Annotated in this window: 12 protein-coding genes; 11 read left to right on the top strand and 1 reads right to left on the bottom strand. The window is 61.5% G+C overall.

Annotation, left to right across the window (positions count from 1 at the left end; translation table 11 throughout):
• Positions 1 to 307 precede the first annotated feature (307 nt).
• Positions 308 to 8,641 (top strand): ExeM/NucH family extracellular endonuclease, encoded by an 8,334-nt coding sequence (locus tag AB8A38_RS11400; RefSeq protein ID WP_439086066.1) that lies wholly within the window; start codon positions 308 to 310, stop codon positions 8,639 to 8,641.
• Positions 8,642 to 8,748: 107 nt separating this feature from the next.
• Here the strand turns inward: AB8A38_RS11400 and AB8A38_RS11395 are convergent, their stop codons facing one another.
• Positions 8,749 to 9,549, bottom strand: a complete 801-nt coding sequence (locus tag AB8A38_RS11395) for a GntR family transcriptional regulator (protein ID WP_439086065.1) — start codon at positions 9,547 to 9,549, stop codon at positions 8,749 to 8,751.
• Positions 9,550 to 9,898: 349 nt separating this feature from the next.
• Here AB8A38_RS11395 and AB8A38_RS11390 point away from each other — a divergent pair, with 349 nt between their 5' ends.
• The 10 genes from AB8A38_RS11390 to AB8A38_RS11345 all read left to right on the top strand — a co-directional run bounded on the left by AB8A38_RS11390 (position 9,899) and on the right by AB8A38_RS11345 (position 23,996).
• Complete coding sequence (locus tag AB8A38_RS11390; RefSeq protein WP_439086064.1) at positions 9,899 to 10,957, top strand: ABC transporter ATP-binding protein; 1,059 nt, start codon at positions 9,899 to 9,901, stop codon at positions 10,955 to 10,957.
• Positions 10,958 to 10,965: 8 nt separating this feature from the next.
• Entirely contained in the window at positions 10,966 to 11,988 is a 1,023-nt protein-coding gene (locus AB8A38_RS11385) for an ABC transporter ATP-binding protein (protein ID WP_439086063.1), read from the top strand.
• A 19-nt stretch (positions 11,989 to 12,007) separates the two neighbouring features.
• Positions 12,008 to 13,561: an ABC transporter substrate-binding protein gene (locus tag AB8A38_RS11380; protein WP_439086062.1), complete on the top strand. Its 1,554-nt coding sequence runs from the start codon at positions 12,008 to 12,010 to the stop codon at positions 13,559 to 13,561.
• Positions 13,562 to 13,624: 63 nt separating this feature from the next.
• On the top strand, positions 13,625 to 14,581 hold the full coding sequence (locus AB8A38_RS11375; protein WP_439086061.1) for an ABC transporter permease: 957 nt from the start codon (positions 13,625 to 13,627) through the stop codon (positions 14,579 to 14,581).
• Positions 14,578 to 15,453 (top strand): ABC transporter permease, encoded by an 876-nt coding sequence (locus AB8A38_RS11370; RefSeq protein WP_439086060.1) that lies wholly within the window; start codon positions 14,578 to 14,580, stop codon positions 15,451 to 15,453. Before AB8A38_RS11375 ends, AB8A38_RS11370 begins: the two co-directional genes overlap by 4 nt.
• Positions 15,454 to 15,481: 28 nt before the next feature.
• Positions 15,482 to 17,197, top strand: coding sequence for an AMP-binding protein (locus AB8A38_RS11365; protein ID WP_439086059.1), 1,716 nt, complete (start codon positions 15,482 to 15,484; stop codon positions 17,195 to 17,197).
• 72 nt (positions 17,198 to 17,269) lie between these two features.
• Positions 17,270 to 20,578: a carboxyl transferase domain-containing protein gene (locus tag AB8A38_RS11360; RefSeq protein WP_439086058.1), complete on the top strand. Its 3,309-nt coding sequence runs from the start codon at positions 17,270 to 17,272 to the stop codon at positions 20,576 to 20,578.
• A 41-nt stretch (positions 20,579 to 20,619) separates the two neighbouring features.
• On the top strand, positions 20,620 to 21,582 hold the full coding sequence (locus AB8A38_RS11355; RefSeq protein ID WP_315841099.1) for a hypothetical protein: 963 nt from the start codon (positions 20,620 to 20,622) through the stop codon (positions 21,580 to 21,582).
• A gap of 146 nt (positions 21,583 to 21,728) precedes the next feature.
• Positions 21,729 to 22,064 carry a hypothetical protein gene (locus AB8A38_RS11350; protein WP_439086057.1) on the top strand — a complete coding sequence of 112 codons (336 nt, stop codon included), beginning with the start codon at positions 21,729 to 21,731 and terminating at the stop codon, positions 22,062 to 22,064.
• Between the two features lie 192 nt (positions 22,065 to 22,256).
• Complete coding sequence (locus tag AB8A38_RS11345) at positions 22,257 to 23,996, top strand: adenylate/guanylate cyclase domain-containing protein (protein WP_439086056.1); 1,740 nt, start codon at positions 22,257 to 22,259, stop codon at positions 23,994 to 23,996.
• Positions 23,997 to 24,003 lie beyond the last annotated feature (7 nt).

The raw sequence follows: 24,003 nt of genomic DNA, 5'->3' as shown, positions 1-24,003 counted from the left end.
ATCAGTTCCATCGTCCTTCGATGCGAGCTGCTACCAATCCGAGGTGGAGCAACGCGCAACGCTTTGCACTTTTGCTGGTGTGGCACGATGTCGCGATTTTATGTGTCGCCTTTGTAGAGTCGAGCAAAAAGGGCTGTCGGCGCGGGGCTTCACTGCGACGTTAGAAACCAGTCACGCGGCTGTTAAATCGACGTGGCTACATCCGTCGCATTAACTTTTCGTTAACCAACAGGCGGTCGGTCGCGCGTCTTCGCATTTGCGGAGCGAGCGATGTTCGACGCGCGCCTCAATGATGGAAGCAGATTTCATGTCAACGACATATCACGCTCTTGCCGTTAGCGATCTCGTCCAGGATTGGTCCAATGCCGGCGCGATCAGCGCCGATGACAATTGGTCTTCCGTTCCATCGATCGTCGGCTATCTCGGTGACATCAACGCTGGTTCGCCAACTGGCACCGATCCGCGGACATTGACCGGCGCTGCGCTCGGCGCTGTCGATGTGATCGCCAATCAGACCGCCCCGAATTCTCTTACCAATGGCGGCGTTGCGGAATTCGCTGTTGCCAATCCGACCATTGCGCTGAACGGCTCGGGTACTGCCGACGCACCGAGCCTCGTGCTTTATCTCGATGCGAGCGGCCGCGATAATGTGCGACTGACTTTCAATGCGCGGGATCTCGACGGCAGCGCAGACGATGCGTCCCAGCCAATTGCGGTGCAGTACCGGATCGGTTCAACCGGGACCTGGACGAATGTGCCGGGTGGCTACGCTGCCGACGTGACTACCGCGAATGCCGCTACTCAAGTGACGCCTTTCAATTTGCTGCTGCCGTCCGAAGTCAATGGGCACGCGGACTTGCAGGTCCGGATCCTCACCGCCAATGCCGGTGGCAATGACGAGTGGGTCGGGATCGACGATATCCGCGTTACGAGCAACGCCAGCACCCCGGTCCCAGGCCAGACTGTCGGCTTTTCTGCAGGCACGCTGTCGGTCTCGCATGACGAGGGCAATAGGGGCTCGACGGTCTATCAATTCACCGTGGAGCGCAGTGGTGGCACCGACGGCGATGTCTCATTCTCCGGAACTATTGCCTCTGCGCAGACCGACGCATCGGACTTCGTCGGAAGCGTGCCGAGCAGCTTTAGCGGCGTGATTCCGGCTGGGCAGGGCTCAGCAACGGTAACCGTCATGGTCGCCGGTGACACCACCAGCGAGCCGAATGAAAATTTCACGCTGACGCTTCAGAGCGCTTCCAATTCCGCCGCCGTGGCGACCACGATCGGTACCGCACAAGCCACCGGCACCATCGTCAATGATGACGTCGCTATCACCAAGATCAGCGCCATCCAGGGCACGGGCGCCACCAGCGGAATGGTCGGCCAGACGGTCACCGTCGAAGCCATCGTCGTCGGCGATTTCCAGAACGGGGACGGCGACAACAGCCGCAACCTGAACGGCTTCTATGTTCAGGAAGAGGTGACCGACTCCGACGGTAATGTCCTGACCTCCGAAGCCATCTTCGTATTCGGCGGCAACGGTGACGTGGCCGTCGGCGACCGTGTCCGTGTCACCGGCTCGATCAGCGAGTATTTCGGTCTCACCGAACTCACCGCGACCAACATTTCCGTGGTTGAAGCGGGGGCAGTTGCCGATATCAGCACGATGGCGACCGTGATCGATCTGCCGAGTGCCGACACCACGCTGAGCCAGGACGGCGACTATCAGCCGAACCTCGAAGCCTATGAGGGTATGCTGGTCACGCTGCCAGAGACGCTCGTGATCACCGAGCAGTTCAACCTCGATCGCTTCAATGAAATCAAGCTGGTAGCAGGCGATCGCCCGGCCCAGTTCACTCAGGAAAATGCGCCGGACGCTGCAGCCTACCAGGCCTATCTGGCCGAACTCGGCTCGCGTACCATCACCTACGATGACGGCCTGAACGCGCAGAACGCGGCCATCAGCAATCTCGATGGTTTCGGCTCGACCTACAACACCGCCACTGCGCCGCGGATGGGAGACACGATCACCGGGCTGACTGGCGTGCTGGACTATCAGTGGGCTGGCAATGCCGCATCGGGCGCGACCTGGCGGGTCCGCTCGGTCGAGAACGGCATTAATACGTTCGAAGACGGCGCCGCGCCGCGGACTGCTGCGCCCGATGACGTCGGCGGTACGCTCCAGGTCGCAAGCTTCAACGTCCTGAATTTCTTCAAGACGCTGGATAATGGCGCCAGCACCGCCATCGGCCAGGAGCCGCGCGGCGCCAACGACGCCGTCGAATTCTCCCGCCAGACTGGCAAGCTCGTCGATACCATTCTTGCAATGGATGTCGACGTGTTGGCGCTGACCGAGCTTGAGAACGATTTTCTGCCGGGTTCGTCTGGCAATGCGATCGAATATCTGGTCGGCCAGCTCAATGCCGCTGCGGGTCCCGGCACCTATGCCTGGGTCAATCCCGGTCAGCAATTTGTTGGTGGCGATGCCATCGCTGTCGGCTTCATCTACAAGACCGCGGATGTGAAAATCGCGGACGGGACGACGGTCGCGATCCTCAACGATGCCGATTTGCCTGGACTCGGGCTTTCTGGCCTGCTGAGCCAGAGCTCCGTCGGGCATATCTTCGACGGCGCGAATACCAGCCGCAATGCGCTTGCGGTGACGTTCGAGCAGATCGCCACCGGAGAAACTTTCACCGCAATCGCTAACCACCTCAAATCCAAGAGCGGCACCGGCACCGGCCTCGACGCTGACCAGGGTGACGGTCAGGGTAACTGGCAGAACCAGCGCGAACTCGCGGCGACTGCGCTCACCGCTTGGGCCAATAGCGACCCGACCGGTTCCGGCGACAGCGACGTGCTGATGCTCGGCGATTTCAACAGCTACGCCAAGGAGCAGGCAACGGGCATCATCGAGAATGCAGGCTATGAGAACCTGCATGATCGCGAGGGTGATGCTTATTCTTATGTCTTCGACGGTCAGACCGGCACCCTAGACTATGCTTTCGCGAATGACAGCCTGTCGTCGCAGGTTACTGGCGTGACTACCTGGCACATCAATGCCGATGAGGCCGATGCCCTCGACTATAACACCGACTTTTCGCGCGATCCGGCGATCTTCGATGCCGATACGAATGTCCGCGTTTCCGACCACGATCCGGTCATCGTTGGCCTCGATCTGAACCAGAACCAGACGCCGTCGACCTACAGGCTGCAGATATTGCATGCGTCGGATTTCGAGGCCGGTCTCGATGCGGTCGATCGTGCCGGCAATTTTGCCGCCATCGTCGATTACCTCGAAGAGACACAGGCGAATTCGATCACGCTGTCGTCGGGCGACAACTTCATCCCCAGCCCGTTCTTCAGTGCTGGCAGCGACGCTTCGCTGAAGGAAGTATATGAGACCGCCCTCGAGACCTATTACGGTCTTGCCAGCGGCACGCTGAACATCACGCCCGGCTTCGGCAGCGCCGACATCTCGATGCTGAACATCATCGGCGTGCAGGCCTCGGCGATCGGCAATCACGAATTCGACGCCGGCACCAACCCGCTCGCAGCGATCATGCGGCAGACTGCCGGCTTCCCGGGCGCACAGTTCCCGTTTCTATCTGCCAATCTGGATTTCTCGGGCGATCCCAATCTCGCCGGCCTCTACACCAGTCTCATCCAGAATGCTGAAAACTATACCGGCTTCCCGCCGGCCGCCGGCATCGGCAAGAAGATCGCGCCTGCAACCATCATCGAGGAGGGCGGCGAAAAGATCGGCGTGGTGGGTGCCACCACCCAGATCGTCGAAAGCATTTCCTCGACGGGCGGCGTCGAAGTGATCGGCGACGATGTTGACGACATGGTCGCACTTGCTGCGATCCTGCAGCCGACCATCGACAGCCTGATCGCCCAGGGTATCAACAAGATCATCCTGGTCAGCCATCTCCAGCAGATCGCGTTCGAGCAGGCGCTTGCACCGTTGCTGCACGGCGTCGACATCATCATCTCGGGCGGGTCGAACACGCTGCTTGCCGATGCGCAGGATACGCTGCGTCCAGGCGACACCGCCGATGGCACTTACCCGATCGTGACCCACAATGCCGACGGCAACACCACGCTGATCGTCAATACCGATGGCGAATACTCCTATGTCGGCCGGCTGGTGGTCGATTTCGACGCCAATGGCAATGTCATCGCGGGCAGCGTCGATCCGAATGTCAGCGGTGCTTATGCGACCACCGACGAAGAGGTCGCCGATCTTTATGACGATGTCATCGATGTCGACGGCGACGGCGATATCGATGCGGCGGATGCCAATCCGTTTGCCGAAGGCAGCAAGGGTGATCTCGTCAACGACATCGCCCAGGGCGTCGGCAATGTGATCGACGCTCAGGACGACAATCTGTTCGGCAGCACCAATGTCTATCTGGAAGGCCGTCGCGGCGAGGTTCGCACCGAGGAGACCAATCTGGGCGACCTCACGGCCGACGCCAATCTCTGGTACGCCCAGAAGGCCGATGCGACGGTGATGGTCTCGATCAAGAATGGCGGCGGTGTCCGCGATTCGATCGGCAGCGTCTCCGCAGTGGGCGGCGTCGCCCAGGAGAACCCACCATCGGCCAATCCCGGTGTCGGCAAGGAAGAGGGCGACATCTCGCAGCTCGACATCGCCAACTCGCTGCGGTTCAACAATGCCCTGTCCATGGTGACCGTGACGGCAACGCAGTTGCTGACAGTGCTGGAGCATGCGGTGGCCGCGACTGCGAATGGCGCCACCCCCGGTCAGTTCGCACAGGTCGGCGGCATCGCTTACTCCTTCGACAAGGATAGCCCGGCCGGCAACCGTATTCAGTCGGCAGCGCTGATCGACGAGAACGGCAATCCCGTTCTTGCTCTGGTCGAGAACGGCGAACTCGTTGTCGATGCCAATATGGCGATCCGGGTCGTGACGCTGAGCTTCCTGCTCACGGGCGGCGACGGCTATCCGTTCGCGAGCTTCATTGCGGCTAATTCGGCCTTTGCCAATGTTGTGAACCTGTCTCCGAATCTCGTGCCCGATGCCGGTCAGGTGGCCAACTTCGCGGCGGAAGGCACCGAACAGGACGCGTTCGCCGAATATCTCGCGGCGCACTATTCCGAAACGGCCTACGATGTCCTCGATACCGACCGCGCGCATGACACACGGATCCAGAACCTCGACTATCGGTCGGATACGGTGCTCTCCGTGCAGCCGATCGTGCTGGTCGGCGACAACGATGACAACATCCTCACCGGCGCACTCGGCAACGATACGATCTCCGGCGGCGAAGGCGATGACACGCTGACAGGTCTTGGCGGTGATGATAACCTCGACGGCGGCGAAGGCGACGATACGCTGCTCGGCGGTGCGGGGAATGATACGCTCGCCGGTGGCGAGGGTGACGACGCCCTCAGCGGCGATGCTGGCAACGATGTTCTCGCAGGCGGCGAAGGTGACGACACACTTTCTGGTGGCGCCGGTGACGACGTTCTCGACGGCGGCGAGGGGTACGATACGCTGGATGGCGGCGCAGGCAACGACCGGTTGATTGCCGGAGCCGGCGATATCGCGTCCGGCGGCGACGGCGACGACGTCATCGAAGTCTCGACCGACGATTACGCGCCGGCATCGATCGATGGCGGTGCAGGCAACGACACGGTGAAGCTGGTCGGCGGCGGAACGGGTTCGCTGGATGGCTCGACGGTGATCAATGTCGAGAATCTGCTGGTCCATGGTGGCGCCTGGACCGTGGGCTCCACGGTCAGTTACGACCATGTCACGGTGGAAGACGGAGCGACGCTGGAATCCGGCGTGACGCGCAACGGTGCCGACACGCTGGTGATCGCCGCAGGCGGCAAGCTGATCGCCGGCACCGCCATCACCTGGTCGGGAGGTGGCGCCGCCGTGGTCGATAACGCCGGCCTGATCGAAGGATCGAGCCGCGTGCTCAACACCACGTCCGGTGCGACGGGGTCGCTGGTCTTCAACAACGCAACGGGCGGCACCGTGCGCGGAGCGCTGAACCCGCAACAGGCGGGACACGCCGATGCGGCCATCACCATCAACAATGCCGGCGTCATGGAAGCGGGCGGTCGTGTCCTGGACTTCCGCAACTTCGATGGCGCCGGAGCCTCGGCGGTCATCAACAACCTTGCCGGCGGCATCATCCGCCAGTACGGCAGCGACACCGATGTGATCCGCCCCGGCAATGACGGGGTTGTCAACAACTGGGGCACGATCACGACCGATCCGACCTTCGTCGGCGGAGGCGACCTGATCGACTTCCAGAGCGATACCGGCGGCAAGGTCAACAACTATGCCGGTGGTCTGATGGAGGGCTCGCGCCATGTCGTGACCGGCGACAATGCCGTGACCGTTGTCAACTCAGGCACGATGATCGGTCGCAACGGCTCGGCGGTGAACATCGACAATGGCGGCTCCGAGGCCGAGAAGGTCTTCATCACCAATCACGGCATTATGGAAGGCCGCTCTGCCGAACTCACCGACTCCGATGGCGACGCCATCGATGTCGATGGTCTGGTGCAGGTCCTCAATTACGGCCGTATCTCCGGTCTCGGTGCCGAAGGGCATCATGACGGCGAGCCGAACGTCTCCGAGGCCATCGCCATGGGTGGAGGCTCTGTCGTCAACAGCGCCACGGGCGAGATCTACGGTTACGGTCGCGCCATCCAGGTGGACAATTCCAGCAACAGCAACGCCCTGGGTGTATCCACGATTGTGAATGATGGCCTGATCCGCGGCGACGGTCACGGTCCGGAAGGCGTCTCTGCGGAAGACGCTGCCCGCTTCGACCTGCGCGGCAATGAGGCGATCAATCTGGTTGGTGACTATGAGGATTTCGTCGGCAACAACAGCACGGGTCGGATCATCGGCGGCGTATCGATGGGCGGAGCCAGGGATACCCTGAACAACTCCGGTTCGATCGTTGCGACCGGTGGATCGGCGATCGACATGGGCGCCGGCAACGACCAGGTGAACCTCTATGTCGGTGCGACGGTGACCGGCAAGATCCTGCTCGGGACCGGCGACGACGTCGCTCTCTCCACCTCGGCTGGCGGCTTCGAGATTGATGGCGGCGACGGCAGCGATACGATGGCCATGGACTACGCATATGGCGGTGCCGACATCCTCAGCGGCGGAAACGGCAACGACTACATCTATGCCGGCGCAGGCAACGATCAGGTCGATGGTGGAGCTGACGACGATACGCTCTATGGCAATGACGGCGATGACCTGATCAAGGGCGGATCCGGCAATGACGATATCGCCGGCGGCATTGGAGCTGACACCATTCACGGTGATGGCGGCAATGACAGCATCGATGGCGGTGAAGGGAAAGATACCGTCTTCTACACGGGAACGTTCAACAACCACGGCTACGCGTTGAACGCGGACGGCTCCATCAAGGTCACCGACCTGCGCAATGGTGCGCCGGACGGGATCGACACGCTGCGTAATGTCGAGCAGCTCAATTTTGTCGATGGGGCCTGGAAGCTAGTGGTCGGCACCAACGGCGACGACGCGATCACCGGTTCTGCCGGCAATGATCTCGTGTTCGGCGGCAGCGGAAATGATACTTTCCTCGGCACCGGCGGCCTGGATACCTATGACGGCGGCGACGGCGCCGACACGATCGACTACAGCCAGATCACATTCAAGGTGACGGTCGATCTTGCCTCCGGGCTCGCTTACTATCCCGGCTATCTCGCCGGCGCCGATCACTTCAGCAATATCGAGAATGCGATCGGGACCGGCTATGACGATCTTCTGATCGGAACCAGCGGTGCCAACACGCTGATCGGTGGCGCGGGCAACGACGTTCTGAACGGCGGCGACGGCGACGACGTCCTGCGCGGCGGTGCCGGCAACGACACGATCGACGGCGGAGCGGGCTATGATGTGCTCGACCTGTCGGATGCGACCGGAGCGTTGACGGTCAACTACGCGGCCGGAACGGTGACGGGTGCCGGGATCGGAACCGATCATTTCACCGGCATCGAGTCGATCCTGTTCGGTACGGGGAATGATCAGATCACCGGCGGCAACGGTGACGACACCTTCGACGGCGGTGCCGGCAACGACACCATCAATGGCGGTGCGGGTGACGATGCACTCAGCGGCGGCGTGGGTGACGACGCGATCGACGGCGGTTCCGGTGACGATGTGGTGTCAGGCGGCATTGGCAACGATACGCTGAAGGCCGGGTCCGGCGATGACAGCGTCGATGGCGGCTCCGGCAACGACATCATCGATGCCGGCTCGGGCGACGACATCATCGTGGCCGGTGCGGGTGCGGACAAGGTGAATGCCGGCTCCGGCAACGACATCATCGACGGTGGAGCCGGCGACGATATCCTGACTGGCGGTTCTGGCTCCGACGTGTTCGTGTTCGCCGCCGGGTTCGGAAAGGATATGATCACCGACTTCGCCGCGAGTGGAGCTTCCAAGGACTTCATCCAGTTCTCCAGCGATCTGTTCTCCGACTATGCCGATGTGATGTCTCACACCGCCCAAGTCGGCAGCAGCATCGTGGTGACGCTGGATGAAAACCACGCTGTTACGCTCGCCAATACCAGCTTGGCGTCGCTTACCGCTGACGACTTCCGCTTCGTCTAGCGGTGGACATGGCACACGGGGCGTTACTGACGCCCCGTGTGCACCTTACGTTTTTGCCTTGGTGAATTGCGAGTCGCTGCGGTCTGAGCCTGCCGACCCGTCGAATTTCACCCGCGCGGAGCAGGCGCAATCTCGGCCGGCATAATATCGTGCCCATCGCTATGTGTTAACGCACTCAGGTCGAATGTCTCTCCGCGAATGCGCGATAGAGTGGACAAGGCGCGGTCGCGATCACTTTCCAGAAGCTGACCGAGATGTGTGACAGCGGCATTCGGCTTGCGCTGCCGGATCGCCTTCAATGTCGATGCCATCAGGTCAGCGCTGAGTCGGCGGATGTCGCGGGTCTGATAGTCCAGCGGCGTCTTCCATATGGTTTCCCATACGGTTTGATTGGCAAGATCGGTGAGCAGTTCGACGAGCAGTTCGTTGCCCGAGCCGCGCGCAATGGTCTTTACCGCCCGCGTCGTGGTGTGTGCGAAAGCCATTGGATCATCGATCTCGACAGCGACTCTCAACTCGTCGCAGCGGCGCGCCAATGTGTCGATGAAGCTTTCGACCGGCGTGGTCGCCATGGTGCGCACTGCCAGCATCGACAGTGCGGTGCGGACATTAAACAGGTCAGCCACCGATTTGAGTGACAGCGGCCTGATATAGGCGCCGCGCCGCGGAAAGATGTCGACCAGGCGTCGGCGCTCGAGAATGCGGATCGCTTCACGGATTGGGCCACGGCTGACGCCGAAATCGCGTGCCAAGTCGAGTTCGACAAGACGCTCGCCCGCTTTGCGACGGCCGGAGACGATCTCGGCACCGAGTTCCTCCGCAACCTGGTCGGGGATCGTGCGCGGCGCAAATCTCCGTTCGACGTCGTGCTGGTTGTTATTGAATGGCCTGCGAAGTGTCGCTGCCATGGCCGCCTCCTGTCGATGCACGCTTGCCGCGTCATACGGTCCTGTCTACTGTAGAAGTCAATTGTTGACAATTGACAGTCGATGCCCCTTCATTGGGTTACTGTCGCTTCAATACATACCGGCTCAAGCCGGATCGCGATGGAACGTCCCGATGCAAGATCTGCAGAACAGGGATGGCAAGGGAGGTGAACATGGCGGCTCTGTTCGCGTCGGCGCATGTCCGACTGACAACACCCCAACAGACACGCGTCTGCGGCTTTCATCCGTGTATGCAAGTGCAGCACCGGCAAACCCTGCAGCAGTGGACGATGCGCGGCGTCATGGGTCGTGCTCCGGCTGGCGAAGCGCGATGACAGGCGCGATCGACATCTCCGCTCCCACGGCAGCAGGCGTTGCCGGAATGCCCGATGCGGGTGTTTCGCCGCAGCCGCTGCTGGAAGTGCGGAATCTATCGTTGTCTTTCGCGACTGCGAAAGGCGCTCTGCCGATCACTCGCAATGTAAACTTCACCATCGCGCCGGGCGAGCGCGTTGGTTTGGTCGGTGAGAGTGGATGCGGCAAGACGGTCACGGGGCTCTCATTGTTGCGGCTGCTTCCGCCGCAATCCGCGCGAATCCAGGGCGATATCCTGTTCAACGGAACCAACCTGGCCACGCTGTCGCCGCGACGCATGCGCGCCGTGCGCGGCCGTGAGATCGCGATGATCTTCCAGGAGCCTATGAGCGCGCTCGATCCTGTCTTCACGGTTGGCGACCAGATCAGCGAAGCCTATCGCGTCCATTTTCCCGTCAGCCGTGCAGAAGGGCGGGAGCGCGCGATCGCGGCGCTGCGCGAGGTCGGCATCCCCGCACCGGAGCGGCGCTGCGACGAATATCCGCATCAACTCTCGGGCGGCATGCGCCAGCGCGTGATGATCGCGATGGCGTTGATCTGCAAGCCGAAGCTGCTGGTGGCCGACGAGCCCACCACGGCACTCGATGTGACCGTGCAGGCGCAGATCACCGATCTCTTGCGTTCGTTGAGCGAGCGCACCGGCACGGCATTGATCTTCATTACCCATGACCTTGGCGTCGTCGCCGAGACTTGCACCCGCATGATCACTATGTATGCGGGCGAAGTCGTCGAGGATGCCCCGGTGGACGACGTGCTGATGCGGCCGCGTCATCCCTATACATCCGGACTGCTGCGCTCGCTACCTAGCCTCAGCCCGCGCCGTGGTGTGCTGGCCTCGATCCCCGGCCGCGTACCGTCGCCCAATGCGATGCCGGCCGGCTGCCGCTTCCGATCACGTTGCACACACGCCGTTGCGGGTTGCGCGCAGAACCAGCCGATGGTCGAGATCGGGAATGGTCGTGCCGCGCGCTGCTGGCGTGCTCCCGAACTCGTGCTGCCGGGAGCGGTGAATTGATGTCAGGCATGCGGAACCACAATCGCGACAGCGGCGGGATTCTCGCGGTGCGTGACTTGCGGATCCTGTTTCCGACCCGCGATGGCCGCAACACTGTCAAGGCGATCGACGGTATGGATTTCGAGGTCCGCGCTGGCGAGACCTTCGGCATCATCGGTGAGTCTGGCTCGGGCAAGACCACGCTTGGCCGCGCGCTGGTGTCGCTGCTGCCGCCGAGTCATGGTCAGATCCTGCATGACGGCACCGATCCAGCTGCCCTCGGCACAAGCGCGTTCCGCAAGCACCGCCGCGATTACCAGATCATCTTCCAGGATCCGAATGCCGCGCTCAATCCGCGCATGACCATCATCGATAGCGTGGTCGAGCCGCTGGAAATCATGGGTGAGGGCGATCACGCCTCGCGCCGCCGCCGCGGCATCGAGGTACTTGAGCGTGTCGGCCTCGCAGACGAGGCGGCCGATCGTTATCCGCACCAGCTGTCCGGCGGCCAGAAACAGCGCGTCAACATCGCGCGCGTGCTGACGCTGCGACCGAAGGTCATCGTCTGTGACGAAGTGGTCGCGGCGCTCGACGTCTCCATTCGCGGCGACGTGCTCAACCTGTTTGCCGACCTGCAGCGGGAATTCGGCCTGACCTATGTGTTCATCACCCATGATATCTCGGTGGTCTCGCATATTTCGGATCGCATTGCCGTTACCTATCTCGGCAAACTGATGGAGCTCGGCCCGGCCGAGGACGTCGTCGAACATCCGCTGCATCCTTATACGCGCGCACTGCTCTCGGCCGAGCCCGTCCCCTTGCCGTCGCATCTGCGCGTCGATCGCCGCATCATTCTCGAGGGTGAAATTCCAAGCCCTGTGGCACCGCCATCCGGCTGCCGCTTCCGCACGCGCTGCCCTTCGGTGCAGCCGCGTTGCGCCAAAGAAGTGCCAGCCTGGCGCGACGTCAAGCCTGGACACCGCGTGGCCTGCCATTTCGCCACGGCAGACGGTCCACCGCCAGACAATCAAAAAGCGCAACGCGCATCATAATCAACGGGAGGATTTTCGAATGACCACCATCGATCTCGGCACGCGGACACTACGCCGTCGTGACATTCTCGCGCTGATGGGTGGCGCCGTCGTCACCGGCGCGCTCGGCCTGCCTGCCTGGGCGCAGGAAGCCAAGAAAGGTGGCGTGCTGAAAGTCGCTGCACCGGCCAATCCGTCGTCGCTGGATCCCGCCACAGGTGGCGCCGGCTCCGATCACAGCATCCTGTGGACCATGTATGACACGCTGGTGGAGTGGGACTACGAGACGCTGAAGCCGAAGCCCGGCATGGCGAAGTGGTCGTTCCCCGATCCGAAGACCATGGTGCTCGACATCACCCCCGGCATCAAATTCCACGACGGTACGGCAATGGATGCGGAAGCCGTGAAGTTCAATCTCGAACGCAACCGCTCCGACCAGCGCTCCAACATCAAGCCCGATCTCTCCAGCGTAGACGCGGTCGAGGTCACCGGCCCGCTGCAGGTCACGCTGAAACTGAAGAACTCGGATACGGCGCTGCCAGCCATCCTGTCGGATCGCGCCGGCATGATGGTGTCGCCGACCAATATCAAGGTGCTTGGCAACGAAACTGACCGCAAGCCGGTCGGCGCGGGCCCATGGAAATTCGTGCGCTGGAACGACAACGAGATCATCGTCGTCATGCGCCATGATCAGTACTGGCGCCAGGGCCGGCCTTATCTCGATGGCATTGAGTTCAACATCATTCCGGAAAACGCTACCGCCTTGCGTTCGGTTGTCGCGGGCCAGAATGACATGGCATTCCAGTTGCCGGCGCGTCTGAAGCCGGTGATCGAGCGTGCCAAGAATCTGGAGACAGTGAGTTCACCGACGCTGTATTGCATTCAGCTCTATCTGAACTATGCGCGTTCGCCGCTAGACAATCTCAAGGTTCGTCAGGCGATTAATTTTGCGCTCGATCGCGATGCCTTTGTCAAGGCGGCGCTGAACGGTCTGGGCGAGGCGGCACGCATGACGCTGCCGAGTTCGCACTGGGCGTTCAACAAGGACGTCGCCGGCCTGTATCCGTACAACACGGAGAAGGCGAAGCAGTTGCTCGCCGAAGCCGGTTACAAGGATGGCCTCGAACTGACCATCGGCGGCTATACGGATCAGGATTCCGTGCGGCGCGGCGAGGTGATTCAGGACCAGCTCGGTAAGGCCGGAATCCGTCTCAAATTCACCCGCGGCACCATCGCTGAAATCAGTGCGCAGTTCTTCGCCACGGAGAAGAAGTTCGATCTCTTGGTATCGGCCTGGACCGGGCGTCCCGATCCGAGCATGACCTATGCGCTCGGATTCGATAAAGGCGCCTATTACAATGCCGGGCGCACTGCTGATCCCGAACTGTCGAAGCTGATCCAGGAAAGCCGTGTCAGCGAAGATCTCGCCAAGCGCGCGGAAGTGTTTGCGAAGATCCAGAAGTTCACGGTGGAGAACGCATTGTCGGCGCCGCTCGCGTTCCAGTTCGAGCTCGATGCGCTGTCCGCCAAGGTGAAGGGCTTCAAGCCCAATCTGCTCGGCAAGCCAAAATTCGAAAACATCTCACTCGGCTAATCCGCCCGACACAGCAACCGGCGCCGCGATCATCGCGGCGTCCTTAAGTGGTGTGAATTGCGCATGTTGAATTCCGGACGTCTCCGCATCATCGGTCGTCGCCTGCTGCAGGCAATCCCGGTGGTGGTGCTGTCGACCTTCATCGTGTTCGGCCTGCTCAAGCTGGTGCCAGGCGATGTTGCGGTGACGCTTGCTGGCGACAATGCGTCAGAGCAGCGGATCGCCGAAATCCGCGAGCTCTACGGCCTGAACCAGCCGTTCCTGCTGCAATATGGCTCATGGCTCTGGAAGGCGGCGCATGGCGATCTCTCCAGCTCGCTGATCTCCAACGAAGCGGTGCTGACCTCGATCCAGCGCTGCCTGCCGCATACGCTGTTGATCGTCGCCCTCGCGCTGTTCATGGCGATGTTGGTCGGTATCCCCCTGGGCATTGCCGCGGCAACCAAGCCCGGCTCGTGGATCGACGGCTTCGTCATGGCGATTGCTTCACTCGGTGTCGCCGTGCCGAATTTTTGGCTCGGCATGCTGCTGGTGGCGTTCTTCTCGCTGCAGTTCAATTGGCTGCCGGCCACAGGTGCAGTATCGCTCATGAAAGATCCGTGGGCGTCGCTCAGTCATGCCATCCTGCCGGCGGTGGCGCTTGCGTCCGGCGGCATTGCCGAGGTGGCGCGGCAGTTGCGGTCGTCACTCGTCGAGATACTGTCGTCGCAACAGGTTCGCACACTGCACGCCAAGGGCTTGCCGCCATCGTCCATCCTGTGGCGTCACGGCTTGAAGAATGTCAGCGTCAACCTGCTCACCGTCGTCAGCCTGCTCGCGAACCGCCTGCTTGCGGCGACCGTCGTGGTCGAGGCGGTGTTCGCGATTCCCGGCATGGGCGGATTGATCGTCAACGGCGCGATGAACCGCGATTTCCCGGTGGTGCAGGGCGTGGTGTTCACCATGGTGTTGATCGTCGTCACGCTCAATCTGCTCACGGACATTCTCTACAGCGTCCTCGATCCGAGGATCTCGTCATGACGGATGCTGTGATGGCGCACGAGCGTCGGCCGCGACGTCTGTCTGGCTTTTTGCGCTGGTTCGTTTCCGACCTGCGCGGCGCGCTCAGCCTCACCTTCCTCGTTGCGCTGTTCGTGATCTCGGTCCTCGGCCCGTGGATCTCGCCATACGCGCCGGCCGCACAGGATCTCGACGCGGCGTTGGCGACCATGTCGCGAGAACACTGGCTCGGCGCCGACGATCTTGGGCGCGATACGCTCAGTCGCCTGATCTATGGCGGCATGGCATCGCTCTATGCGAGTTTTCTCGCGGTCACGATCGCCGTCCTGATCGGCGTACCGGTCGGCATCCTGGCCGGCTATCTCGGCGGCTGGGTCGACACGGTGATCAGCCGTGTCATCGACAGCTTCCTGTCGTTCCCGGCCATCGTGCTGGCGATCGCGGTCACGGGGGCGCTCGGCATCGGTCTCACCAATGGCATGATCTCGGTGGGGATCGTGTTTTCGCCGCAACTGGCGCGACTGGTCCGGGCGCGTACGCTGGTGGTGCGCAATGAGCTTTATGTCGATGCCGCGCGTTGCTTCGGCGGATCGACGCCGCGCATCCTGTGGCGCCACGTGCTGCCGAATGCCATTCAGCCCGTGATCGTTCAGGTTACGCTGCTGCTCGCAGCGGCATTGCTTGCTGAAGCCAGTCTCAGCTTTCTCGGCCTTGGCATCCAGCCGCCGGATCCGAGCTGGGGTTCGATGCTGGCGCGCGCCTACCAGAACATGGAAATCGCGCCCGAGCAGATGTATCCGCCCGGCCTAGCGATCTTATTCACCGCACTGGCCTTTAACACACTGGGTGAATCGCTGCGCGTCGCGCTCGATCCGACAATGAAACACAACTGACACAAGACCAAAAACAAGGAAGACGGTGATGACCGCAAGCGCCAAAGAAACTGAATATCTCGCCAGGCTGCACGAGCTGTGGGCCAAGGCCTGGCCCAAGGGCACGCCCAACAAGCCGCAATATCCGCATGGCGAAATCGCGCTGACCGAATATTTACGCGCCTGGGCGAAGCGCCGGCCCGAGCACCCGGCGGTGATCTTCTACGGCCACGTCACCACCTATGCCGATCTCGACGCGCAGAGTGATCGCTTTGCCGCATTGCTGATGGAAAAGGGCGTGCGCAAGGGTGATCGCGTCGCCGTGTTCCTGCCGAATTGCCCGCAGTTCCACATCGTCTTCTTCGGCATTCTCAAGCTCGGTGCCATCCATGTGCCGGTTAGCCCGCTGTCGCGCGCATTCGAGCTTTCCTATGAGCTCAACGACACCGATGCCGAAGTGATCGTGGCGCTCGACCAGCTGGTGCCGGTGGTTGATCAGGTGCGTGGCGAGACCAAACTGCGCGAGGTGATCGTCACTAGCTTCGCCGATGTCATCCCGGCCAGGCCGACCATTCCGGTTCCTGACTCGATCCGCGCGCCACGTATTGCTGTCGCCGGTGCGACCGATCTGTTGCCGGCACTGGCTGTGCTGCCGGCGCCGAAGCCGCTGCCGCCGGCAGCGCTCGACGATGTGGCCGCGCTGAACTACACCGGCGGCACCACCGGCATGCCCAAAGGCTGTGTGCATACCCAGGGCGACATGGTCTACACGGCGGCGGCCAATCATGGCATCTCGGTGGTCGCCAACGAGGACAGTGTCTTCCTGTCGTTTTTCCCTGAGTTCTGGATTGCCGGTGAGAATTTCGGCCTGATCTTCCCGATGTTTACGGGCGCAACGCTTGTCCTGCTGGCCCGCTGGGACGCGATCGGGGCGCTGTCGGCAATCGATCGCTACAAGGTCAATGTCACTGCGATGCCGGTCGATGGCGCCGTCGAGCTGATGGATCATCCGCACTTCAAGGAATTCGACCTGTCGTCGCTTAATCAGGTGCGTGTCGTCTCGTTCGTGAAGAAGCTCAATCCAGCCTATCGCAAACGCTGGAAGGATCTCACTGGAACGATCCTTACGGAGGCTTCGTGGGGGATGACGGAGACGCATACATCCAACACCCTCACGGCTGGCTTCCAGGACGATGATTTCGATCTTCTGTCGCAGCCGATCTTTGTCGGTCTTCCCGTCCCGGGCGCCGAATTCAAAATCACCGATTTCGAGACAGGTGAACTCGTGCCGCTTGGAGGCGAGGGCGAGATTCGCGTGCGGACGCCATCGCTGCTCAAGAGCTACTGGAACAAGCCACAGGCGACCGCGGAGTCGCTGATCGATGGCTGGCTACGGACGGGTGATATCGGCACTATCGATACCGACGGCTTCCTGCATTTCCTCGGTCGTCGCAAAGAGATGCTGAAGGTCAAGGGCATGAGCGTATTCCCGCCGGAGATCGAGGCGCTGCTCGGCCAGCATCCGAAGGTTCTCGGATCGGGCGTTGTCGGCCGCGAAGATGCCAGCAAGGGGCAGGTGCCGGTCGCCTTCATCCAGCTCAAGCCGGAAGAGAGGGGCACCATCACGCCAGCCGAACTGCAGGCGTGGTGTGCCGAACGGATGGCCGTCTACAAGGTGCCTGAGATCCGCATTATCGACGCGCTGCCGATGACCGCCACCGGCAAGGTGAAGAAGCAGGAACTCGACGCCAACGCGTCGCAGTAGATCGAAAATTACATGACCCCGGGCGCGGTCGATGCCGCCCCGGATCGCGTCTGTTGTTCACGGAGAGTTTTGATGCCCTTTCGCAAGCTACTGATCGCCAATCGCGGCGAGATCGCCATCCGTATCGCGCGCGCCGCGGCGGATGCCGGCCTTGCCACCGTCGCGATATATCCAGCCGATGACGCGCTGTCGCTGCATGTACGGATTGCCGACGAGTCCACGGAAATCCCCGGCCGTGGTGCGCGTGCTTATCTCGACATCGAAGGCGTGATTGGTGCCGCGAAAGCCACCGGCTGTGATGCGCTGCACCCAGGCTACGGCTTTCTCAGCGAGAACGCCGATCTGGCCCGCCGCTGCGCCGAAGAGGGCATTACCTTTGTCGGCCCGTCCCCCGCGGCATTGCAGCTGTTCGGCGACAAGGTCGCAGCCAAGCAACTCGCCAAGCGCTGTGGTGTGCCGATCATCGCGGGCACCAGAGGCCCGTCGACGCTCGACGAGGTCAAGGCGTTCTTCGCGTCGCTCGGCAGCAATGCCGCCGTGATGATCAAGGCGATGGCCGGCGGCGGCGGGCGCGGCATGCGCGTGGTCGAACGCGCCGCAGATCTCGACGACGCCTATGCGCGCTGTCAGTCTGAAGCCAAGGCGGCATTTGGCAGCGATGGCGTTTATGTCGAGCGCCTGATCCGCGATGCCCGTCATATCGAAGTGCAGATCATCGGCGACCGCCATGGCGATATCAGCCAGCTCTGGGAGCGTGAATGCACGATCCAGCGCCGCAATCAGAAGCTGGTGGAGGTCGCGCCGAGCCCGTCGCTGTCCGACAAGCTGCGCAGCCGGATCGTCGAGGCAGCCAAACAGCTTGCCGCCGAAGCCAAGTATGACAGCCTCGGCACCTTCGAATTTCTGGTCGATGGCGAAGCCGGCGAGGGCGATGGCGCCTTTGCCTTCATCGAGGCGAATCCGCGGCTGCAGGTCGAACACACCGTGACCGAGGAAGTGCTATCGGTCGATCTGGTGCGGTCGCAGCTCGCCGTCGCCGGTGGTGCCACGCTGGCGTCGCTCGGCCTCGACCAGGCGTCGGTGCCCAGCCCGCGCGGTTTCGCCATGCAGCTTCGTATCAATATGGAGACCATGGATGCCACCGGCGCCACCAAGCCGACCGGCGGCACGCTCGCGATTTTCGAGCTGCCATCAGGCCCGGGCGTGCGTGTCGATACGTTCGGTTATGCCGGTTACAAGACCAGTGCGGCATTCGACTCGCTGCTTGCCAAGGTGATCGTCCATTCGCCGTTGAAGTGGATGGATGTGGTCGCCAAGGGCACGCGCGCACTGCGCGAATTTCGCATCGAGGGCGTCGCTACCAATATCCCGCTGATGCAGGCGATCCTGGCCAATGCCGACTTCCAGGCCAATCGGATCAGCACCAGCTTCATCGATCGCAATGTTGCCGAGCTGGTCGGGGCCGCACAGACAGCGAGCAAGCCGCTTTTCGGCGCCAGCGGATCAACCGCTGATGTGCGGACGCCCTCCGGCGTCGTGCAGCCCGCGCCGGAAGGATCGGTCGCGGTTGCGGCGCCGCTGCAGGGCACGGTCGTGTCCATCCCGGTGGCCGAAGGCGATGTTGTCAGGCCCGGCCAGCAACTTGCCATCATCGAATCTATGAAGATGGAGCATCTGGTGACTGCGGAGCAGGGCGGTCGCATCATCCGGATCGCAGCATCCGATGGCGTCACGCTGATGCAGGGCGAGCCCATACTTTACATCGAGCCGCAGGACGTTGCCGGCGATCTGGCGACCGAGGAAGCGGAGATTGATCTCGACCACATCCGGCCGGATCTCGCTGAACTGATTGCTCGCCAGGGGATCACGCTCGATGAAAACCGGCCCTCTTCGGTCGAGCGCCGCCGCAAGACCAATCAGCGCACCGCGCGCGAGAATATTGCGCAACTGGTCGATGACGGCTCCTTCATGGAATATGGCAGCCTCGCGATCGCCGGCCAGCGGCGGCGCCGCGCGGTCGACGATCTCATCAAGAACACGCCGGCCGATGGCCTGGTCGCCGGCACGGCCACGGTCAATGCCGCCAAATTCGGCGAGCATGAGGCTCGCTGCATGGTGATCTCTTATGATTACACGGTGCTGGCGGGCACCCAGGGCCATATGAACCACAAGAAGATCGACCGCATGCTGTCGCTGGTTGAACAATGGCGGATGCCGCTGGTGTTCTACGCCGAAGGCGGCGGCGGTCGCCCCGGCGATACCGACCGGCTCGGCATGACGGGCCTCGATGGCCCGTCCTTCGTGCAGTTTGCCAAGCTGTCGGGTCTCGTCCCGGTGATAGGCGTGGTGTCTGGCTATTGCTTTGCGGGCAATGCCGCGATGCTCGGTTGTTGTGATGTTATCATCGCCACGAAGAACGCCTCGATCGGCATGGGCGGTCCTGCGATGATCGAAGGCGGGGGCCTTGGCGTCTATCATCCGGCCGAAGTCGGGCCGGTGTCGTTCCAGTCGCCGAACGGCGTCGTCGATATTCTGGTCGAGGACGAGGAGGAAGCGACACGGGCTGCCCAGAAATATCTGTCTTACTTCCAGGGCGCTGTGACAGAATGGCGTGCGCCCGATCAGCGGCTGCTGCGCCGTGCGATCCCGGAGAACCGGTTGCGCGTCTATGACATTCGCGCGGTGATCGATCTGATCGCTGATGAGGACTCGGTGCTCGAAATCCGGCGCGATTTCGGCGTCGGCATGATCACGGCGTTCATTCGTATCGAGGGCAAGCCATTCGGTCTGATCGCCAATAATCCGAAACATCTCGGCGGCGCCATCGATGCGGCGGCTGGCGACAAGGCCGCACGGTTTCTGCAGCTCTGTGATGCGTTTGACATTCCGATCGTGTCGCTTTGCGATACGCCGGGGTTCATGGTCGGACCGGAGGCAGAGAAAACCGCGATCGTACGTCATGTCGCGCGCATGTTCGTCACCGGCGCGAGCATTACGGTGCCGTTGTTTGGCATCGTGCTGCGCAAGGGCTATGGGCTCGGCGCGCAGTCGATGATCGGCGGTGGTTTCCACGCCTCGTTCTTCACGGCGGCGTGGCCGACCGGCGAATTCGGCGGCATGGGGCTGGAAGGCTACGTGCGGCTCGGTTTCCGCAAGGAGATGGAGGCGATCTCAGACCCGGTGGAGCGCGAGACCTATTACAAGAACAAAGTCGCCGAGCTCTATGCCAACGGCAAGGCGACCTCAATCGCCTCGGTGTTCGAGATCGACAATGTCATCGACCCCGCCGAGACGCGGCGCTGGGTGATGGCCGGCCTGCGTTCGGTGCCGAAGCCGCCGCAACGCGAGGGTCGCAAGCGCCCCTGTGTCGATACCTGGTAGCCACAACGAACCGACGGCTCACATTCTCGGAGGAGTTTCCGATGATATCAAAAGCATTCGATACGGTAATTGAGGATGCCGGAAATGCACTGATCGGCCCGTGGCGACAACCCCGACAGATGCTCCATGCGCAGACTTACGACTCTCACGCATCCATCCATGACGATGCCACCGCGCAGAAGCTCGGCTTCAAGGGCGGCACCATCGAGGGGCCGACCCATTTCAGCCAGTTTGCACCGCTCTGCGAACGACTGTGGGGCAAGGACTGGTTCGAGACGGGCTGTATCTCGGCGCATTATCGTGCTGCCGCCTTTGAGGGCGAGGAGGTGCAGGCCATTGTCGAAAAGCCGATCGATGGCGGGCATTATTGCACGATCAGGATGGTGAAGCGGGATGGCACCGAGGTGTTGCGCGGCAGTGCATCGATCGGCAGTGACGCGCCGCCCTCCGCCCTGGATATCCGACTCACCGAGCTGAAGCCGCTGAGTGATGCCGTAATCCTGCGCGACATCAAGCTTGGCATGACCACGGCATCGCAGACGGTTCGGATGGATTTCGATCAGAACATGGGCGAGCTCTATCCATTCTCGCTGGAACAGAAGCTCAAGGTGATCACCGAGCCGTCGCCATATTACGCGCCCGAGAGCGCAGGCAACTCGCCATGGGGACGCGCGATCATTCCGATGGAAATGCTCAGCGTGTTGTTTCAGCACGGCAGCAAGAAGGATCGGCTACCGGTCAAGGGGCCGGCAGTCGGCCTGTTCGCCGATCAGGAAATTCGGCTGCGGCTAGGTCCGCTGTTCGTTGGAGAAGACTACCGCTTAGACCGCAAGGTCGTCGCGATGTCCGGCAGCAAGCGCACCGAGAGCCTGTGGGTGCGCACCGAAGTCTTCGACAGCTTAAACGCGCTGGTCGCGACGATGCTGCTCAATCTGGCGACGCTCAAGGAATCCTACGCCAGCTACGACCAAGAGTACGCTGCGCTTCCTCGAAGCCACGCGTAGCCTGATACGCCATCTTTTGGTTCAACGGGCGGCGAGGCCGGGACAAGAGGATCGGCAATCAGACAAAATCATCCCGAGATGTGACGCTCGTCACATCCACCTCCAGCGGGACGCAGTAAGGCTATGTGCCTTATCTGGAGGCAATCATGAGTGCATTGGAAGATGAACTGGAGCAATCCTATCGTCGATTATACCACCGCTTGATGATTAGGGCCGGAGTGATTTGCGTCGTCCTCATGTGTGCGATCGTGGTTGGGCAGACCGCCGCAGTCCCCGCCATCGTGAAGCAGATCGTTTCAGGCTTTAACGATAAGCATCCGTCGTCAGGGTCGGAGGCGCCATCGCTACGCGCAGGTCGCAGTTGCCGGCTGAAGAACTCCTGGTCTATGATCGGGATAGCACCATTCGGTCCGGCGGCACGTATTGAAGACGACGGCTGGCGTATCGAAGTCAACTCACGTCGCGACGTGAGTGCAATCTAGTTGTCAGATGCGGCGTCCTGAAATCGCCGTTGTTCAAGCTAACAAGTTCTTGGCGAGAAAAATTGAGTGCGATCCGCCTGTGATACTGAGTTTGTGCGCATTAGTGCACAAGAGTGCGGATCAGAACAGTGACCAGCGAGGCTGATGGCTAGATCAAGCGCTTCACTCGCGTTCGAGAATCCGGAATGGGTGGTGCGCACACTGCTCTTCGTGGACGTGGTCGAGTCCGTGCGATTGATGGAAGAGAACGAGGCCAGCACCGTACAGCGATGGCGTAAACTCGTTAAAACGGTAGATGAAGATATCCTGCCGCGGTTCGAGGGGCGGCTTGTAAAGAGCCTTGGGGATGGGCTCCTGATGGAATTCCCTCAATCTCCCCTCGCAGTGAAAGCTGCCTTTGCCGTCCAGAATGCGTGTGCGGTTATCAATGAAGGCGTTCCGCAAGATCAGTATATCCTCGTCCGTGAAGGAGCTCACGTCGGTCATCTTCTTGCTGACGAGCACGATGTTTACGGGGCTGACGTTAACCTTGCAGCCCGACTCACAAGTTTAGCGGGGCCGGGGGAAATTGTTGTATCGGCCGATGTTCGCGACCAACTCGTGCCTGTATTGGATGCCGACGTCGAGGATTTGGGAGCTTGTTACCTTAAACATGTGCATGAACCCGTTCGAGCGTATCGTATCGGCCCGCCGGGGCCGCGACCCGTGATCGAGCCAGGTGCTGTATCAATGCCGAAGTTGCGCGCCACTGTCGCGGTCGTGCCTTTTACCGGGCTGGATGATGGTCCGGAACATCGGGTCATTGGCGAAGTGCTCGCCGACGAAGTCATATCCGCGCTTTCGCGTTCATCGGAGCTGAACGTCATCTCGCGCCTGTCGACTTCTGTTTTTCGCGGGCGGGATAGTTCAGTCGAGGAGATCAGTAGCTATTTGACGGCGAACTACGTTCTGTCGGGCTCTTACCGCAAGGCCGGAAGTAAGCTGCGGGTGAACCTCGAACTGGCATCGTCGTCGAATCTGACAATCGTTTGGTCTGACTCGTTCGTTTGTAGCGCGACAGCTTTGATCAGCGGAAAGGACGGTGCTGTCGCGGGCATTGTGACGGCGGTCAGCTTGGCGATCATGGCGCGCGAGCTTGAACGTGCACAGTCGCAATCACTCCCGACCGTCGAGAGCTACACGTTGTTGATGGGGGCGATCGCGCTCATGCATCGCCTTTCGGTGCAGGATTTTCACAGGTCGCGTCAGATGCTCCAGGTCCTGACCGAGCGTATGCCCCGGCAGGCCGTACCATGGGCATGGATGGCGAAGTGGCACATATTGCGGGTCCAGCAGGGATGGACTGATGACTGGAGTGCGGATACGCAACTGGCGCTCGATTGCGGGCGGCGAGCGCTGAGTGCCGATCCGCGCTGTTCCCTCGCGCTGGTGGTTATGGGCTTTGCTCATACCAATCTGCTGAAACAGTTTGACGTCGCGCAGGAGCAATATGACCTCGCGCTGCGCGTCAATCCCAACGATGGGATGGCGTGGCTGCTAAAGGGAACGCTTCTCGCCTTCAAGGATGCAGGAAAGTCGGCCGTCGAACACACCGAGCACGCGCTGAAACTGTCGCCGCTCGACCCTCACAGATACTTCTACGATTCCCTAGCCGCAACGGCTGCTCTCTCCGCCGGGCAATACAAGCGCGCCATCGATCTTGCGAACCGTTCGTTGCGCGCAAATCGCACGCATACATCCACGTTTCGCGCGCTGGCGATCGCGCAATGGCAGCTCGGCCTTCAGCAAGAGGCGCGGAAGACGGTGACCGAACTGATGAAACTAGAGCCGGGCTTGACCGTCGCGAAATATCGCGAGCGTCACCCCAGTGGGGGATATGAAACCGGCCGCATCTGGTCGAGCGCATTGCAGGGAGCTGGTGTACCGAATTAGCAAAACG

The sequence above is a fragment of the Tardiphaga sp. 839_C3_N1_4 genome (assembly GCF_051811045.1).
GTDB lineage: Bacteria > Pseudomonadota > Alphaproteobacteria > Rhizobiales > Xanthobacteraceae > Tardiphaga.
This window is presented reverse-complemented; position numbering and strand designations above follow the sequence as displayed.